The sequence below is a fragment of the Candidatus Eisenbacteria bacterium genome (genome assembly GCA_016930695.1).
Taxonomy (GTDB): domain Bacteria; phylum Orphanbacterota; class Orphanbacteria; order Orphanbacterales; family Orphanbacteraceae; genus JAFGGD01.
This window is the reverse complement of the sequence record JAFGGD010000049.1, coordinates 65,906-84,916: the sequence shown is the minus strand read 5'-3', so window position 1 is coordinate 84,916 and position 19,011 is coordinate 65,906. Positions and strand designations below refer to the sequence as shown.

Genomic DNA, 19,011 nt, shown 5'->3' with positions numbered 1-19,011 from the left:
CAGGGACAGTCACCTACCCTCATTAAGCCCCGGTTTCATGATTCATTTCAATCCGTCAACGGTTCTTATGGAATCGAATCGCCTGGCCGCCGCCGGGGGCGAGGTCGATCCGCATCACCGTCTCGGCGTTCACTTTCTCCCGAGTGATGGAGAGCGCCTCGGGATTGCCGCGGTAGTCGGCGCCGGGGGCGTCGGCGTAGACGTAGGCCGTGTAGGCCGCGCCCGGGTCGAGGAAGCCCAAGGGGACGAGGAGCACACGCGGGTCCTCGTCGGTGAGGCTCCCGAGGTACCAGTCGTCGCCGCCGCGCTCTTTGCGGGCGACGGTGACGTAGTCTCCGATCGCGCCGTTCAAGAAGCGGGTTTCCTCCCAGTCGACCGGCACCTCCCGGATGAATCCGAAGGCGGGATTTCCCTCGTAGTTCTCCGGAAGGTCGGCGGCCATCTGCATCGGGCTGTAAATCGTCACGTAGAGGGCGAGTTGCTTCGCCACCGTGGTGTGCACCCGGTTGTCCGGCTTGTACGGCTCGATCAGCACGTCCATGATTCCCGGCGTGAAGTCCATGGGGGCCGAGAGAAGCCGCGTGAAGGGGAGGATCGCCGTGTGTTCCGGCGGATTACCGCTGCTCCAGGCGTTGTACTCCTGGCCGCGCGCCCCCTCGCGCGTCATCATGTTCGGCCAGGTGCGGCGGATGCCGGTGTCCTTGATCGGCTCGTGGGCGCACACCATGATCCGGTGCTTCGCCGCCGCCTCCACCGCCTTCCGATATTGTCGCACCATGTACTGGCCGTGCTGCCACTCCTTGGCGATCTCCCGCCCCGCCCCGTCGTAGCGCCGGATCCCCTGCCCCTGGCTCACGTACCCGGTTTTCACCGCCCGTATGCCCAGCCTCTCGCACTGCGCGAAGGCCGCCTCCATCCGCCGCTCGAAACCGGCCACGTCGCCGCCGTTCTCCAGATGGCCGATCAGGGTGACCCCCTTTTCGCGGGCGTAACGGGCGAGTTCCTCCAGGTCGTAATCCGGCGTGGGAGTCGTGAAATCGAAGGCGCCCGTCTCGAGCCATCCCTGATCCCAGCCGGTGTTCCATCCTTCCACGAGCACGCCGCCGAAGCCGTTGGCGGCGGCGAAGTCGATGTAGCGCTTCGTGTTCGCCGTGGTCCCCCCGTGATTCGGACCGGTCGTCCAGGTTTCCTTTCCGATGTGAAGGGACCACCAGATCCCCACGTATTTCATCGGCTCGATCCAGGAGACATCCTCGATACGGCACGGTTCATTGAGACACAAAATGAGAGAGGACTCCGCCAGATCCGCCGGGCTCTCGGCGATCTGGATGGTGCGCCAGGGGGAGCGGAAGGGGGTCTCCGCCTTCACCCGGTCGCCGTCGGACCAGGGGACGAGGTCGCAGGCGAGGACCGAGCCGGGCTCCGGATCGAGGGTCATCGCCGCGTAGTCGGTCAGGTTCGCTTCGTGGAGGGCGACGAGGAGGCCGTCCTCCGTTTCCAGCGTGAGGGGCGTGTGAACCGCGCGGAGAAGGGGATCGGCGGCGAGGCCGCTCAACCGGGTTCTTTTATAGAGGTATTCGTAGCGGTTCCCCGCGTAGGCGGGGATCCACCAAGCGGCGGGGTCGCCGGGGAAGACGAATTCCGTCCCTTCGTCGAGCAGGGCGAAGCGGCCGAGCCCCGGTTGCGCCGGCCAGGTGAAACGGAAGCCGAGGCCGTCGTTGAAGACCCGGACGGTGAGGATCATGCGGCGTCCCGGCGGGGCGCTCTCCATCAGTTCCACCTCCAGTTCATGAAAGGCGGCGCGGATCGATCGGCATTCTCCCCACGGTTGCTCCCAGGCTTCCTCGCCGGAGCGCTCGGCGGCGTTCTCCACGTGGAAGCCCTCGTTCATCGGCGGCGCGTCCCGCAGGACGAAACCGAGACGGGAGCGGTCGATCACCACGCGTTCGTCGAAGAGCACGCGGTAGAAGAGGCGCCCCCCCTCGTCGAGCTCGAGGGTGAAGCGGATGCGGCCGTCGGGCGAGGACGCCGCGGGCGGTTCCCCGAGGGCCGACGCCCCGCCTGCGGCGACGAGAATCGCAAGAGCGAGCGAAAGGAGAAAACCGCGCGCGCGTGGCGCGGCGGCGGCGCGGATCGTCATCGGCATACCCTCCCCGTTTGAGTACGCGACCGATCGTAGCACAGGGCGCGCCCCCCTTGACAACGATCGCCGCGGCTTGACCCCCGGCGCGGACGCGCCGTATGCTCACCCCGGTCGGAATGGTCCGACCCCCACGCCGGGAGGTACGCCGTGGCCGCCGCTCTTCGCACCGCGCGACTCCGTCTTTCCATCGTCACCACCGTCGCCCTTCTCGCCGCGGGCCTCTTCTCCACCGTCGGCGCGACCAAGGTCACCTTCCGTTTCCGCCCGCCCGAGGACGCCCGCTCGGTGACCGTCGCCGGCTCCTTCAACGACTGGAGCACCACGGCGAACCCGCTGTTCGATCCGGAAGGGGACGGCGTGTACGAGGTTCAGTTGGAGATCGCCCCCGGGGAGCACCCTTACAAGTACGTCGTGGACGGGAACCGGTGGATCACCGACTTGGCGGCGCCCAAGTTCGTCGACGACGGCTATGGCGGACAAAACTCGGTGCTGATCGTCACGGGGGACGCGCCTCTCTTCGCCGGCGAACCGGGCGGGGGCGCGGCCGTGGAACCGTCCGGCACGGCGGTCACTTTCCGTTACAGGCACGAGGGAGGGCACGCCAACGCCGTCTCGGTGGCGGGGAGCTTCAACGACTGGAACGCCGCCGCCCATCCGATGAGCGACCCGGACGGCGACGGAATCTGGGAGACGACGATCCACCTCATGCCCGGCGAGTACGCCTATCAGTTCGTGGTGGACGGCGACGACTGGCGCGGCGATCCCGCCGCCCGACGCCGCGAACCGGACGGCTTCGGAGGTGAAAACGCCCTCCTCACCGTCCGCGAGGAGCCGATGACGGCGGGGGAACGATAGGTCTCTCCCCGCGTACGCGAAGCGCCCCGGCGATCAATTTCGAGAGGCGGACGTCGTGCCGGCTTCTCCTCTTCTCCGCGCTCATTGACTTCTCTTGAATTCGTATGTTAAAATCCCTACGCGGGTTACGCTATTCCATCTCATTGCCGTCCTTACCTGTTTCGAGGAGGTGCCCCCGTGCGATCCCTCTCTCCTCTCTTCGTTCTCCTTTTCCTTCTCGTCTCCACGGTTCCGGCCGTCGCCGGCGATAATCCGGACGCCCGGATCTTCATCGAGTTCGAGAATGACTCCAACTATATCGAACCGGGGACGAACACGATTTTCAGCGGGACCGTTTATCTGACGGGATTCGGTTCGGGCGGCGGCGTGTCGGGTGTCGCGTTCCGTTTCGACCGTGCTTTCGATGCCATTCCCATCTCCTTCACTCCGACGAACAGCGGTCTCCTTATCGGTGACGTCGAGGTCGAGGGGTGCGCGATCGCCTGGCCTTCCTGTCTCTACCCGGACGGGAATGGGCGGGTCGCGGTGATGGATTTCGAATATTTCTACAGCGGAGGAGGGGGGAATCTGCGTGTCCTCCCCCACACGACCCATGGAGACAGCCTGTACGACTGCGACACCGACGTGGATCGGTGGTGCGTCACCACGCGGCCTTCCGGGCACGGCGGCGTGAACGCCTCCCCGCCTCCGGGCGGATGCGCGGGCTGGCCGACGGCGTGGAACGTGCCGTCCAACGCGCCGACCATCCAGGCGGGGATCGACTCCGCGGCGGTGGGGGACACGGTGGTCGTCGCGGCGGGGACCTACTATGAGCACGACGTCACCCTGAAGTCCGGCGTGATCGTCACGGGCGCCACCGGTGATCCGACGGACGTGGTCGTCGACGCCGATTCCCTCGGCCGGGTCTTCTACGCCATCAGCGTGAACTCCGCCACACGACTCGCCGACCTGACGCTCACCGGCGGACACGCCGTCGGGACCGGGCTGGACGAGCAGGGGGGAGGCATGCTCTGCCGCTCCACCGGCGCGATGACGATCGAGAACTGCGTGATCTCGGGGAACGCGGCGGACGGCGAGGGGGGCGGGTTGAAATCGTGGAACGCCGACCCGCGGATCATCTCCTGCCGTATCCAAGAGAACTACGCCGGCTCGGGGGGGGGCGGCGTCAACCTGCAAGGAGACAGCGCCTCGGTCGTCCATTGCGTCATCACCGGCAACAGCGCGTACTGGGGGGGCGGAGGGGTCTACCTGTCCGGCGGCGGCGCCTACCTCTCGGACTGCACCATCGCGGAGAACACGGTCCTTCTCGGCGGATTGGAAACGGGGGGCGGCGCCTACTTCGGGCTCTCCTCGCGCCCGAACGCGGTGGACTGCGTCTTCGCCGGGAACACGGCGGACCAAGGCGGGGGCGTCTACTGCTACGCCGCCTCGGGGGGGCTCACCGGCTGCACGCTGGCGGGAAACACGGGGGAAACCTACGGCGGCGGGATTCTGATCGAAAACGGAAGTCCCTTCCTCACCAACTGCACGATCGTTTGGAACGACGCGCCCACGGGAGCGGGCGTGCTCACCGCCGACACCTCTCCTTCCATCGCTCTCACCATCATCGCCTATAACCGAACGGGGGAGGCATTCGCCTGCTTGGGATCGGGCTTCCCGATCCTCTCCTGCACGGACGTGTACGGCAACGACGGCGGGGACTGGACCGGCTGCATCGCCTCGTCGGACAGCGTGAGCGGGAACTTCTCGGCCGATCCCCTCTTCTGCGGCGGCGTCGAGAACCCTTTGGATTCCCTCTCGCTGCAAGGGATCTCCCCCTGCGCCCTCGACACCTGCGGCACCGGAAGCGCCTACGGAGTGATCGGGGCCCGTCCCGTGGGTTGCCGGCCCGTCGTCGTCTGGACGGGAATGGGGGACGGTAGTTCCTGGAGCGACACGGCGAATTGGGATCCGAACCGCGTGCCGACGGCGTCGGACCACGCCTATCTTCCGGGGGATCTGTCGAACTACGTCGTTCTCCTGAACGAGAGCGCCGTCGTGCTCGAACTGACCATCGACTCCTCCTTTTCCTATAGCCCGACGCTCACCCTCGGGAGCGATACCTTGACGGTGCTCGAGGGAGGGGAGAACTCCGGCGAGATCTTCGTGAGCGACGGGGCTTTCTTCGAAGTCGCCGCCGGGGGCACTTTCGTGAACGAGTCCGGAGGAACGGTGATTCTTTCCGACGGCTCTCTGATCGGCGACGGTTTCTTCGTGAACGGCGGCACGGTCCGCAAGAGCGATCCGGAGAAGTCGAGGGGCTTCGGCGCCATCGCCGTCGATTTCGACAACCGCCGTGACGATCCGGGCGACGGGGCGATCGTGGTCGAAGGGGGGGTGCTGGTCATCGAGGGCGAATTCACCAACGCCGGTTCCCTGGTGGTGCACACCTCGGCGATGGCGCTCTTCGATCCCGGCGACGGGGCGTTTCGCGCCGGGAGCTACGCCAACGGCGACGACGGCGTGATCGTCATCGAGGAGGGGGCGGAGCTGCAGATCGACGGCGCCGGTACTTCGTTCGTGAACGAATTGGGGAGCCTGGTCGTTCTCGAGGGAGGAGACATCACCGGAACGGGCACCTTCGTCAACTACGGCCGCGTGGAAAAGCGCGATCCGGTCTTGAAGAGCCGCGCGATGAGCCGCATCACCGCCCTTTTCGACAACATGCACGACGATCCGGGCGACGGGGCGATCGTGGTCGATGAGGGGGTCCTCTCCATCGAGAACGAGTTCGCCAACGCCGGCTCCGTCCTGGTGAACACCAACGCCCAGATGCTCCTCGATCCGGGGGACGGCGCGTTCCGCGGCGTATTCTTCGACAACACGAACTACGTCCGCCTGCTGGAGTCCTCGAGCCTCGGGATTCTCGGCGCGACGACGGTGCTGGAGAACGGGGCGGGCGGGCTGATCCTTCTGGAGGGGGATGGCGCCGTCAGCGGAGACGGATTGCTCCGCAACTACGGGACCTTCCGCAAGGAGGATCCGTCGAAGGGGGCGAGGGCGATCGCCAACCTCGCCGCCGATTTCCACAACCTCTTCGACGACCCGGGGGACGGGGCGATCGTGGTGGCGGACGGGACCCTCAACATGCAGGGGGAGGTGGTGAACCACGGTACGGTGACCGTGGACAGCGGCGCGACCCTGGCCGTGGCGGACACGTCGGGTGTGAAGGCCGGCGGGGGGACGCGCGTCTCCGGGTCTTTTCTGAACACCGGCACGGTGACCGTGGCGGAGGCGGGGACCTTCACCACCGAAGGAAACGTCTCCAACGGGACCCTCGGCGATTGGGATCTCTCCGGCACGCTGGAGGTGCGTGCCGGCGCCCGGTTCGACAACTACGGTTTCGTCGGCCTCGACACGGCGGCGGTGGTGGTCAACGACGGCGTTTTTGATCTCAAGGAAAACGCCGTCCTCGAAGGGAGCGGGCTCTTCGACAGCGACGGCGGCGACTTCTACGGGAACGGCGTGATCCGTCCCGGCTGCTCGGCGGGGGTCCTCACGTTCTTCGGCGATTTTCTGCAGTCCGCCACGAGCGAGCTGGAGATCGAGATCGGAGGGACCGCGCCGGGAGCGGCCTACGATCGGCTCTTGGTCGAAGGCGGCGCCGTTTTCGACGGGGCGGTCTACGTGACCCTCACCGGCGGTTTCGAGCCGACGGAAGGGGACTCCTTCTCCGTCGTGTCCGTGAGCGCCGGGTTCCCCGTTCGGAACGAGTTCGATTGCTTCTCCGGCCTGCAGACCTCGGGCGGCCTCTTCCTCGAGCCGGTGGAGGCGGCGGACTTCTTCTCCCTGGTGGCGCGGGACAGCACCACGGGGAACGCCGCCCCCTCGGCGGCGCAGGACGCGGCCGAAACGAACGCGGTCACGCCGATCACCCTCCACGTGCTCACGAACGACACCGACGGCGATCTCGATCCTCTGCGAATCGCCGAGCTCTCCGACGCCCTCACCGCCGGAGACGTGAAGATCGACCCGGGGGACACCACGCTCACCTACACTCCCTCACCCGGTTTCGCCGGCCTCGATTCGCTCACCTATCGGGTGACCGACTGCCAAGGAGGGGTCGATTCCGCGCTGGTCGTCGTGACCGTGTACCGGGCGCCGCGGATCTGGGCCGTGCCGGGCGACGCGCCCACCATCGCGGCGGGTCTCGATTCCACTCTGGCCGGGGACACGGTGGAGGTGGCGGCGGACACCTATCACGAACACGATCTGGTGATGCCGTCGGGGGTGGTGTTGCGCGGGGCGACCGGTGATCCGGAGGACGTGATCATCGACGCGGACTCCCTCGGCCGGGTGCTCTACTGCGTCGGGCTCGACTCCTCCACCGTCGTTTCGGGGCTGACCCTCTTCGGGGGATACCATGTGAACGGCGCCGGCATGTATTGCAGCGGATCGGACATGACCATCCGGAGCTGTATCTTCAGCTGGAACGTGGCGTCCGGGGGGGGCGGGGGGCTCCGCGTCTACGAGTGCGACCCTCTGATTCGGGATTGCGTGTTCGACGTGAACGATGCGCTCTCCGGCGGCGGGGTCTCCTTCGTGCGCTCCTCCTCCCTCATGGACAGCTGCGAGATCGTCTGGAACGATGCGGTCTCGGGAGGCGGGGTTCACCTGCACGAGTCGGAGCCTTCGATCCGGAGCTGCACGTTCACGGAGAACGAGGCGACATCTTCCGGCGCCGGCATCTTTTCCTACTCCAGCGAGCCGGTGCTGACGAACGTCATCCTCGCCTTCAACGACGGGGGCGCGGCGGTGTACTGCTCCGGAACGGGCGGGCCGACTCTCGACTGCTGCGACGTGTACGGCAACGAGGGAGGGGACTACGTCGGTTGCCTCTCCGGAATGGAGGGGACGGACGGCAACTTCTCCGGCGATCCTTATTTTTGCGGTGTGAAGAAAGGCGCCGATCCTTTCCTGATCGACGCGGCATCCTCCTGCGCTCCCGATCAGAATCCGTATTGCGGACTCGTGGGCGCCCGTCCGGTGGGATGCGCCTCCCAGACGGCGGTGGACGGACCGGCGGAGGAGCCGCCCGCCGCCTTCCGTCTCGAAACGAACCGTCCCAATCCCTTCAACCCGGAGACCGCGATCCGATTCGCGGTCCCGAAGGCGGGACGGGTGAGCCTCGTCGTCTACGACGTGAGTGGGCGCAGAGTCGCCGTTCTCGCGGACGGACCGTTCGACGCGGGCGACTTCGAAAGAGTGTGGCGCGGCGTCGACGATACGGGACGGCCGGTCGGATCGGGGATCTACTTCGCCCGCATGCGCGCGGAGGGCTTTCAGGCGACCCGTAAGATGGTGTTGGTCAGGTAGGGGAATTTTTCCGGTCGCGTTCCCCCGGCCTACTCCCGCATCGCTCCGGGCGGCGCTTTGTCGACGATCGGCGTCACCCGCAGGCCGAGCGCGGCGCCCGGTTCGGGAATCGTGAAGCCCCAGGTCTCCACGGTCCCTTCCGGAGGACCGCCCGCCACGTCCAGGATGGTCACGCCGTCGAAGAGGATCGTGAGGCAGTAGGTGCCGACGTCGTCCGGCGCGCTCAGCACGTGAAGGGTGACGGAGTAGGAACCGGGATCGAGGTCGATGTTGAAGGAGGTCTCGGCGCCGCGGGGGGTCACCCCCGACTCTCCGGTGCTGAGCCTCACCAGAAAGATATCGTCCGGCTCGGAGCCGCAATCGGAGACCAGAATCGTCGCCCGCCCCTCGCAGCAGCCGGCGTCGCACTCGTCGATCTTCCCGTCGCCGTCATTGTCCCAGAGGTCGCCGCAGATCTCCACCGCGTCCGGCGCGCCCCCCGCCGTCCCGGCGTTCACGTCGTCCCGGTCCGCGCCCGGCTCGGCGGATTCCTCCCCACGCCGTCTCACGTTTTCCTCGTCGCAGCCGTAGTCGTCCCGGAGCGAGGCGAGCATCTCGGTTTGCCGCCCCTCCATTTCGCCCGCCCGGGCGAGCGCCCCGGCGTAGGTCGCGTCCGCCGCCGCCGCTTCCGCCGGGTCGAGACGGTCCAGCACCCCCGCCAGGAAGGCGTAGGCGTCGGCCAGGTCCGCCGTCGCCCGCCGGTGCTCGCCGAGGATTCTTTCCGACTCGGCCAGGAAGTAGCCCAGGTTCCGCTCCTCGCAGGCGGCGGCGCCCGATACGCGGAGTTCCTGCTCGAAGGCGCCGGCGGCGACGCCGTACTCCTCGTGGAGTCGTTCCTCCTCGCCGGCGGCGGTCCGGAAGAGATCGAGGGCGGCGAGGAAGTCGATGAGGGGATCGTCGTCCACGTCGGCGATCGCCTCGTCCAGGCCGCCGGTCTCGGAACCGCCTTCGGTCTCTTCCGCGCCGTCGCACTCCCGCGCCCGCTCGAGCAGATACTCGTCGGCGCCGACCCGGTAGAGGGCGAGCGCCGTCGCCCCGTCGATTCGTTGCATGAGATCGATCCGATCCGATAGGGCGGCGCAGTTCCCCGCCGCCGCGCGAGCCTCTTCCATCACGGGCCGGAGATCCGAGACCAGGTTCTCCGCGTCCAGCTTCGCGTTCACCGGCCCCTCCGGGTCGAGCTTCGAAGGATCGCAGCGCTCGATGTCGATCTGCGTCCGGAGACCGGTCCGGATCCTCGAGAGTTCACTCCGGAAACGTCTTCGCTTCGCCTCGTCGCCGGTTTGTCCCACGCCGGCGTCGAGGGCGTCCTGGAGGATTCCCGTCCGGCGCCGGATCTCCGCCGCCATGGCGTCGGCGCTTTCCCGGAAGGCCCGCGCCTTCTCGCTCTCGGTGAGGAAAGCGGCGGCCCCGTCACCGGCGATCCCGAGATCGTTCATCAATCGATCGTTCACCCGCTCCATCATGGCCAGGGCCTGAACCACCGCGCCCGCCCCCTCCGTCGGCATCGTGACTTCCCCGCTCCGCGCGCGCGCCGCTTCCGCATCCTCCTTCATCTGCGCCGCCAGGCGGGTCGCGATCTGGTACAGCTCCTCGATCCGGCCCGCGTCCTCAGGACCGGAGCATTCCTCGGCGATCGCCTCCGCGCCGTCGAGGGAACGGTTCACCGTCTCCTCCATCCGCCCGACCCGGGCGAGGAGATCCGTCATGTCGCCGGAAACCTCCGCGTTGGAGGCGCAATCCGGCGCGCGTTCTGCGATGACCGCGGCGATGCCTCCCACCGAGGCGGCGTCGGTTCGCATCCTCGCGACCGCTTCCTCCGCGTTCTTCGACGCGGTTTGCGCCCTCTCGCACGCCACGGTGGCGAGGGAGGCGGTGTCCCAGTAATGCTCCAGTTCCGCCTGCAACGCGGCGAGCAGACTCTCGTCGAGGGCGAGGATGTCCCGGGCCTGGCGTTGCTGCGCGCCCGCCGCCACCCGTTCGTAGACATGGGCCCAATCGTCCCCCGCTTCGAGCAGGGCGTCCACGGAGCCGTAAAGGCCGATGGCGGCGAGGGCGGCGGCCACGGCGGGGAGGGCGCCCCCCGCGATCACGGGAAGCGCCATCGCGCCGATCGCGCCGATGGAGATGGCTATTCCCAGGCCGAGGATCACCGGTTTGAGACAGTCGGCGCGGCTCCCTCCCGCGTCCCGGCATGCGTTGTAGTTGAGCTGCATGGACATCAGCCCGACGCCGGTCGCGACGCCGCCGGTCACGCGCGACGCGGAGAGGACTCCCTCGCCGACGGCGGAGGGGGAGGGGCGCGTCGGACCCCGGCCGCCCGGGCGCGGGCGAAGCCGCGGATCGGCGGTGGTCGGCTGGCGGGAGAATTGCTGTTCCGCCGTTCCGGGCCGATGCGCGCCGGTCGGGCTTCCTTCGCCCATGCGCGGTCCGTCGCCCGTCTGGATCGTTTGGTTCGCCGCGCCGGTTCGGATCGTCGGCCCTCCCCGGCCGAGGCGCGCCCCGTCGCCGGTTTGTATCGTTCGCCCCCCCGCGTTGGATCGAATCGTCGGTCCCCCGGCCGGAGTCTCCGCCGCGTCGACGGGGATTCGCGAACGGCCCGCGTCGCCGCCGGAGCGGTAGTACCGCGACCAGTTCGGATCCTGCTCCGCCAGCCCCTGCCGCCATTCATTCACCATCGCCTGCCGCCCCCCCCGGTTCCAGGCGGTCGCGCTTTCCAGGTTCTGTTGGTACTCCGACTCGAGGATTCGGAAGCCCTCACCCGGCGCGCGGCCCCGCTGCATCCACATGTCCCTCTCCACGTTCCAGTTCACGTCGTCGAGGCTGAAATCACCGCGCAGCTCGTAGTCCCGCATCATGCGGAGGCGCCAGAGGCGGCGCCCCTCTTCGCCTGTGAATCCGCGGGGGATCTCCATCGTGCCGAAGGGATCGGTCCAGCGGGTCGGGGCGTTGCGCGCGTAGACGTAGGGGTTCAGGCGTTCCGGCGGCGATTCCGGGTCGAAGGCGGGATCGGGGGAGAGGAAGCGGCCGATATTCGGATCGTACCAGCGGGCGCGGAAGTCGTAGAGGCCGGTGGCGTCGTCGTAGGGGCGTCCGGTGAAGAGAAGGGGGAGGTCGGCGTCGCCGGAGCGCTCGATCGGGCGGCCGAAGGCGTCGAGCGTCCAGGCGGCGACGACCGCGCCGTCGTCGTCGGTGGCGAGGATCGGCGTGCCGAGACCGTCGGCGTGGATGTGGATGCGCTCGTCCCCCCGAACCCAGAGGAGGGGACGGTCGACGCCGGGGGCGTGGACGACGCGCGCGATCAGCTCTCCCTCCGCGTCCAATACGGCGACCCGGTTCGGGCCGTCGGAGAGGAAGCGGAACGAGCCGCCCGGTCCTTCGGTGGAGACGCGCGTCCCCTCCGGACCGTAGGCGTGGCGCACCTCGCCGCCGTCCGGCAGGATGACCGAGACGAGGCGGCCCTCCGCGTCCCATCCGTAGCGCGTCGTCCCCTCCGGTCCGCTCTTCCCGGCGAGGCGCCCCGCGCCGTCCCACCGGTAGGAGACCTCCCCGGCGCGGACGAGCCGGCCGGCGCCGTCGTACCGGTACCGGACCTCCCCCTCTTCGGTTTCGCGGGCTTTCCGGTTCCCATCCCGGCCGTAGGCGTAGCGGATCGTTCGTGTCGGGGCGGCCTCCTCGATCAGGCGGCCCGCCTCGTCGTAGGCGTAGGATCGGACCGAGCCGTCCCCGTCGACGACACGCGCCGGATTGCCGGCGTCGTCGTACTCGATCCGCCGTGAGGCGAGGATGGATCCGTCCGGTCCGGCGTAGGAGATCGAGGCGAGCCGGCCGATCGGATCGTAATCGCGGGAGGCGGTCACTCCGTTCGGCCAGGAGAGCTCCGTCACCCGGTCCTTGACGTCGTAAGAGAAACGTACCGCCCCTCCGCCGGGGACGCCGATCGAGGCGAGCCGCCCGTGCTCGTCGTAGCGATGAACGAAGGTTTCCCCGGCGGCGTCGACGGAACGGATCACGCGGCCCGCGTCGTCGTAGCGCCGGGCGAGGCTCCGCCCGGCGGCGGGGAAGTCGATCCGCGCGAGGCGCCCCTTATCGTCGTAGGCGTACTCCACCGGGCGGGCGCCGTCGTCGGCGGAGACGAGGTCGCCGGCGTCGTCGTATGCGAAACGGACCGACCGGTCGCCCGCGTCGCGCCGGAGAACCCGTCCGGCGGCGTCGTAGGACCAGACCGTTCGATGTCCCGCCCCGTCCACCGCGGCGGTCAGCCGCCCCGAAGGATCATAGGTGAACAGTTCCGTCCCGCCGAAGGGGGTCGATATCCGGACGGCGTTCCCCGCCGCGTCCCTTTCGATCCGAACCGTTTCTCCGCCGGGGAGGCGTGTCTCGACGAGGCGGCCGGCGGCGCCGCGCCGGTACCGCGCCTCGGCGCCGTCCGGGGCGACGATTTTCTCCGGCGCGCCGAGCGCCCCATAGGCGATCCGGGTGACCGCGCCGAGCGGGTCCGTCCTCTCGACCACGCGGCCCGCCTCGTCCCGGCGGTACCGGACCGTCGCGCCTCGCGCGTCTGCCGCTTCGATGAGGAGACCGCGCGGATCGAACCCGCGGTGGAGCAGTCCGCCCAGGTTGTCACGCACGACGACCGGATGGCCGAGGGGGCCGTACTCCGTGTCGACCACGAGGCCGGCGGCGCTCTTCTCGCGGACCAAACGGCCGAGGGCGTCGTAGGCGAAGCCCGCATCGTTCCCCCGATTGTCGGCGATACGGGCGATCCGTCCCTCCCGGTCGTATTCGGCGCGGACCACGAGTCCCTCCGGGTAGGCGATCCGCGCCACCCGGCCTTGCTCGTCGTACCCGGTTCGGACCGTACGCCCGCCCGGTCCGGTCGCCGCGACCCGCCGCCCCGATTCGTCGTAAGCGAAGGTTCTCTCCGTGTCGCCGGGACCGATGATCCGAACGGGGGCGCCCGCTTCGTCGTACTCGGTCCGGACCGCGCCCCCCGTCGGACCGGTCTCTTCCGTCACCCGTCCCGCCGCGTCGTACGCCGCCCGGTGGACGGCGCCGAGCGGGTTCGTTTCACGGATCAAGTTACCGGCGGCGTCGTAGGCGTAACGGACCGTTCCGCCCGCGGGACCGGTGATCTCGACGAGGCGCCCCGCGGCGTCGTAGGCGTAGCGGGTCGTTCCGCCGCCGGCGTCCGTCTCCTCGATCAGACGGCTCCGCGCGTCGTACCGGTAGCGGATCGTTCCGCCCCCCGGCTCCTCGATCCGCGCGATCCGCCCGGCGTCGTCGTAGGCGTATCGTGTCGTCGCTCCGGAGGGATCGGTCTCCGCGAGGAGCCGCCGCGCCTCGTCGTAGGTCCAGGCGGTCGTCGCGCCGCCCGGGCCTTCGGCGCGGATCACGTTTCCCCTCTCGTCGTAGTCGTACAGGATCGTTTCGTCGAGCGCGTCGGTGATGGAGAGGAGGAGGCCGTCCTCCCGGTAGGCGTAACGCTCCTCCGGCAGGCCGCGGCCGGAGCGGGATCGGAGGAGGCCGTCCGTATAATAGGAGAGGGCGAGGAGGGTGTCGGCGCCTTCCCGGAGGAAGACGAGGTTGCCCCGCTCGTCGTAGTCGAAGAGAGTGCGGGAGCCGTCGCCGAAGAGAACCGACGCGGGCCGCGTCCCGTCTCCCTCGTAGGCGAAGCGGACCGAACCGCCGCAGCAGGCGTCCATCGCGACGAGCCGTTCCCGATCGTCCCACGCGAAGCGCGTCGTTTCGCCGTCCGGCCCGACGGTCTCCGTCGGCCGCCCGGACGGGTCGGTTCGGAGAATCGTCCGTCCGCCGAGGGGACCGGTCCGTTCCACGCCGCCGCCGGGGAGCGGGGCGATCCCCGTGATCCCCCCCGTCGGGTCGATGACGCGTCGGGCGCCGGTCTCGTCGTCGTACTCGATCTTCTCCGTCGCGCCGCCGGCGAAGCGGCGAAGGGTGAGCCGTCCTTTTCCGTCGTAGCCGAATTCGGTCTTCCCCTCCGCCGGATCGTCCACAGAAGCGATCCGCCCCGCTTGGTCGTAGGCGTAACGGACCGGCGGGCCGCCGTTCACGCGCACCTCGGCCAGTTCGCCGTCCCGGTAGCGGTAGAGGACCGCGTCCCCCGCCGAGCTTCGCACCTCCCGGAGGAGCCCGTCGCGCTCGGTTCGGAAGAGTAGGTGCGCGCCGCGCGGACCGTCGACGCGGACGATTCGTCCTTCCCCGTCGCGGGTGATCCGCGTCTCGTTCCCGTTCCGGTCGATCACGCGGGCGAGCCGCCCCTCGGCGTCCCGCTCCTCCCGGAACGACACGCGGTCGCCGCCGGCCGCCAAGGGACCCGCGCCGTCGTCGTCCCATTCGAGCCGCCAGCGCGATCCGAGAAGCCCCGGCGTGCGGTCGCCCGTCGCTGGTTCCCGCCGGAGCGCGAGGTCGATCGCCCCCGCCGGCAGAATGAGATCGGTCCGGGCGAGACCGGGCGGGGCCGACTCGGCCGGTGATCCTTCTCCGGCGACGGGCGGCGCCGCGAAGGGGAAGGGGGACCCGATCCAAAGCGATGCCAGGAGAGCGATTAAAACTTTATTACAAAACGAACGATATCTCATTGGTATTCCCCTCCCGCCCCCGCGAGGGGGATCGCGCCCGAGAAACGATAGCGGCAGCGGAGCGCGAACTCGGAACGGTTGAAATCCTGGGGCGAGCCGGCGTCACCGACGCGGGTTCGATGCAGTTCGAGGCGAAGCTCCAGCGCAAGATCGGGCCGGAGTGCGTAGGCACCGTCGATCCTTACGTCGAGGGAGCGGGTCGTTTGGATCGGATCGCCGTTGTAATAGAGTCCCTGATCGAAGCGGACCGCGGCGCGTCCCGACGCCCGCGGCGCGGGGACGATTTCCGCCGATGCGCGGACCCCCCATCGGACCTGATTCACCGTGTTCCGGAAGAGAAAGTCCGTCTCGCCGAGAGGGGTGACTTCCGAGAGGCTGTCCGGTAGCTCGGCGACCAGGTCGTCCGCCTTCTCTTGGAGGCGGTGGCGCTCGCTATCCAAGAAGAGGGAGTGTCCGATCGATCCGCCGATCTCCAGTGAGCGAATGAGAAGGGGGGAGGGTCGGAGGCGGCGTCCGAGGAAGAGGTGGAGGTCCGCCCTGTGCGGCTCCCGGGTGGTCTGAAAGGCGTTCACCACGTCGCCGAGCGAGGTATACACATCTTCCGGCGAAGGGTTCGCGCCGGTGTCGCCGACGGTGTCGTAGTCCGCCTGTTCGACGTACCCCTTCGCGGTAAAACCGAATTCCCGCACCCAGCCGCGCCGGACCGGCGTGCGCCGGTCGCTCCAGGAGAAGGCGACGAAATCGAAGGCATCCTCCCACCGGTGTCGCCGGTAGAACAAGCGCCAGGCACTGTTGCGACGCGTCCCCTCGCCGAGCGCGCCGGCGGTCCCGTCGGAGCGGCCGGCGATCCCGTAGTCTCCGTACCCCGCCTCGTCCGCGTTCGGGTAGGTGATCACCGACGCCTCCGGTCCCACGTACCCCCGGGAGCGTGGACCCCGCCGGGGAAAACGGAGGTGTCCGCGCAATCGGTCTTGATCGGCGGATTCATCATCGGCGTAGCGGAAGCGCTCCCAAGAGGCGTGCGCCTCGGCCCCTCCGTCCCTCTCCGACGTCCGCCAGGTGAGTGTGGGGTGGAGAATGGTAAAATCCCCCTCGTCCGCTTCGACGTCGTGTCCGATCCGGGCGAGTGAGGCGAGGAGACGCCCGGCGCCCACGCCCACGTCTCCCTCCGCGCGGAGAGTGGTGACGCGGAAGTCCCTCGTATCCGGATCGACGCCGGAATGGGAACGGCCACGCCTCTCCGCGCCCGCGCGAAAACGAGGTCCGGGACCGTCATAGCCGATCGCCGCGTGGAGCCTCGTTTCTCCGTAGCCCGCTTCTTCCACCTCGTCGTCGTCGTAGCCGCGCCTCGACACGCCCCCTTCCACGTTCCAACCGGCGGGAAAACGGTGTCGTGCGGCGAGGGCGACCCGGCTGAGGGTGATCTCCCTGCGAACGACACGGGACTCCCGGCCCATCTCGGCGAGCAGCTCCGTCCCGTTCGGGAGAACACCGTTCGCTCGGACGAACCCCTCGAAGAGGGTGCCCGACGCCTTCTCCGGGTCGGGCGTCGCGTTCGGGCGATCGTAGGAGGACTTGCCCAGACCGGTTCGGATCTCCCCGGTGATGCGGACCGGGCGCCCGGCCCCCTGCTCCGCGGCGGGCCGCGTCCCGGGAGTGGGGATCTCCGGCGCGGGCGGTTCGCCGTAGCGGTCCGTCGCCTCTTCCCAGAAACGGTTCACGTATCGACCGTAAGCGCGGAGGCGCTCGGATGCCTCACGCATTCTCGCCCGCTCCTCCTCAGCGCCCCCATCCTCGTCTCTCTCGAGGAGGTCCATCGCCGCCCTCTCCAACCCTTCCGCCTCTTCCCGAACGGCCCGAAAGAGTCGCACCAGACTCGTCGTCCGGGCGAGTTCCGCGCGCGCCGTTTCACGGGAGGAGGGGCTGAGCGATTCGGGCGGATAGGCATCGCTTGTGTGCTTGATATCCATAAGAATGCCGCGACAGAGGGCGCCCGCCTTGGAAACGGAACGTTCGAAGAGGGCGACAGCTTCCTCCTTATCAGCGGTTTCGCCGGCGACGGCCGAAGAGACCGGGAAGAGAAGCACCGGCAGAATGAGGAGAACCGGGATGCGGAGGGACAGAGAGGGGAAAAGAAAGCCGCCGCCGGAGAGTCTGCTCTTCGCGCGAACGAGGGGGGACATGGAACATCCTTCCGCCCGCCGCCTGCGGCTCGGGAGAGAGGGTTCGGTCTTCAATCAACGGGATTGTAGCGATTGGAACCGTTGGTAGAGAAGGGAAAAGGGGAGTCGTCTCGAAACGGATATCCGCCTTCCCGGCGCCCCGGTGATTCCGTGCCCCCTTCCCGGCCGTTGCCATCGTGGGGGAAAAGAGTGTATGATTTTTCGGTCGGCGTTTCCGACGCCGGTCCGGAGGAGGGGCGCGTCCCCTCCTTTTTACCCCCCGCCGGGGCGGTCCCTTCGCCCCGCGATCAAGCCGCCGGGGACACGATCCCCGCAGCCGGCGCGGCCCGCGGGCGCGCCGGGCCGGAGGAGCGACGATGAGCTGGACCGAATGCCCGGGCGACCCCGCCTCCACGAATCTCCGCCCGCAGGTGGGGGAGCGGGGTCATCCTGCCGGATCCCTCCGGCGACTGATCGGTAAACCGCCGGAGTCGTGGCGGGCTTCGGACCTGGTCGAGTTGGTCCGCGATCGGGGGATCCGCCTGGTGAGCCTGATGCACGCCGGCGGAGACGGTTGGCTCAAGACGCTCGACTTCGCCCCCCGGAGTCTCTCCCATCTGGAAGACGTGCTTCTCGGCGGGGAGCGCGCCGACGGATCGAGCCTCTTCGCCGGGAGCGGCATCCGCGCCGGCGCGTCGGACATCGTTCTCCGCCCGCGCCTACACCGCGCATTTCTCGACCCCTTCTCGCCCCTGCCGACGCTGACCGTCCTCTGCGGGCACGCCGGACGGGACGGCGGTCCTCTCCCCGAATCGCCGGACACGATCCTGCGCAGGGCGGACCGGCGACTGCGCGAAGAGATCGGCATCGAGCTGCACGCGCTGGGCGAAGTGGAATATTTTTTGGGTAAAGAACCATCCGAATTGGACGCGTACGGCGCGCCGGACTGGGGATACCACGCCACAGCGCCTTTCGTCTTCGGCGAGGACCTGCGCCGGCGCGCCATCGGCCTCCTAGGCGAGATCGGCGTGCCGATTAAATACGGCCACAGCGAGGTGGGATACATCCCCGCGAAGGAGGAGAACGATCGGATCTGGGAGCAGCACGAGATCGAACTCGGTCTAGCCCCGCTCCCGGAGGCGGCGGAGAACACGGTGCTCACCCAATGGGTCCTCCGCAACCTGGCGCGGCGGAGCGGCATGATCTGCAGCTTCGATCCGATCGTAAGGAAGGGACACGCCGGGAGCGGTTTCCACTTCCACTGTTGCCCCATGCGGGGCGGCGAGGTCTTCGCCGGGCGGGACGAAACGGGCGAGCTGCGGGAGCCCGCCAAGTGGTTGATCGCAGGTCTGGTCGAGGCGGGGGGCGCGCTGATGGCTTTCGGCAACCGGTGCCTCGGATCCTTCGTGCGGCTCACCCAGGGGAAAGAGGCGCCCAACACCGTCTTTTGGGGGGAGTTCAACCGAAGGGCGCTTGTCCGCCTCCCCATCGTCGCTTCCGCCGAGGACGACCGGCAGGTGGGGATCCCCACCGTGGAGTTCCGGCTCCCGGACGGGTCCGCCCAGCCCTACTTGATCCTCGCGGGGATCGCCCAGGCGATGCGTTACGGCCGGGACGCGGAGGATCTGGAGGGGGTGCTCGCCCGCACCTCCGTGGACAACGCCGACGGGGAGGGGGAGGATGGACGGACGCCGGTCCCCCGTAACTTCCTCGAAGTGGCCGCCGCGCTGGAGTCGCTTCGCGGGATCTTCGAGGCGGGCGGCGTCTTCCCGCCCCGCATGATCGACCAGGTTCTCGCTACGCTTCGCCCCTAGAGCGGGACGAACAAGCGCGTGCACGGAGCGGGTCGCCCTCG

General features: G+C 68.7%; 6 protein-coding genes. 3 read left to right on the top strand and 3 right to left on the bottom strand.

Annotation, left to right across the window (positions count from 1 at the left end; translation table 11 throughout):
- Positions 1-55: 55 nt before the first annotated feature.
- Positions 56-2,140: a glycoside hydrolase family 97 protein gene (locus JW958_12080; GenBank protein MBN1826992.1), complete on the bottom strand. Its 2,085-nt coding sequence runs from the start codon at positions 2,138-2,140 to the stop codon at positions 56-58.
- Positions 2,141-2,290: 150 nt separating this feature from the next.
- Here JW958_12080 and JW958_12075 point away from each other — a divergent pair, with 150 nt between their 5' ends.
- Both JW958_12075 and JW958_12070 read left to right on the top strand, forming a co-directional pair.
- Positions 2,291-2,998 (top strand): isoamylase early set domain-containing protein, encoded by a 708-nt coding sequence (locus JW958_12075; GenBank protein ID MBN1826991.1) that lies wholly within the window; start codon positions 2,291-2,293, stop codon positions 2,996-2,998.
- A gap of 177 nt (positions 2,999-3,175) precedes the next feature.
- The gene (locus JW958_12070) at positions 3,176-8,353 is read left to right on the top strand and encodes a right-handed parallel beta-helix repeat-containing protein (GenBank protein MBN1826990.1); all 5,178 of its coding nucleotides are present in this window, start codon (positions 3,176-3,178) and stop codon (positions 8,351-8,353) included.
- 29 nt (positions 8,354-8,382) lie between these two features.
- Here the strand turns inward: JW958_12070 and JW958_12065 are convergent, their stop codons facing one another.
- Entirely contained in the window at positions 8,383-14,994 is a 6,612-nt protein-coding gene (locus JW958_12065) for an RHS repeat-associated core domain-containing protein (GenBank protein MBN1826989.1), read from the bottom strand.
- Positions 14,991-17,177, bottom strand: a complete 2,187-nt coding sequence (locus tag JW958_12060; protein MBN1826988.1) for a hypothetical protein — start codon at positions 17,175-17,177, stop codon at positions 14,991-14,993. The genes JW958_12065 and JW958_12060 overlap by 4 nt, the downstream gene beginning before the upstream one ends.
- A 356-nt stretch (positions 17,178-17,533) precedes the next feature.
- Here JW958_12060 and JW958_12055 point away from each other — a divergent pair, with 356 nt between their 5' ends.
- Positions 17,534-18,970: a glutamine synthetase gene (locus tag JW958_12055; protein MBN1826987.1), complete on the top strand. Its 1,437-nt coding sequence runs from the start codon at positions 17,534-17,536 to the stop codon at positions 18,968-18,970.
- Positions 18,971-19,011: the final 41 nt, after the last annotated feature.

Coding starts and splice junctions, on each gene's coding strand:
- JW958_12080 (MBN1826992.1), bottom strand. CDS start 2,140: ATGACGATCCGCGCCGCCGCCGCGCCACGCGCGCGCGGTTTTCTCCTT.
- JW958_12065 (MBN1826989.1), bottom strand. CDS start 14,994: ATGAGATATCGTTCGTTTTGTAATAAAGTTTTAATCGCTCTCCTGGCA.
- JW958_12060 (MBN1826988.1), bottom strand. CDS start 17,177: ATGTCCCCCCTCGTTCGCGCGAAGAGCAGACTCTCCGGCGGCGGCTTT.
- JW958_12055 (MBN1826987.1), top strand. CDS start 17,534: ATGAGCTGGACCGAATGCCCGGGCGACCCCGCCTCCACGAATCTCCGC.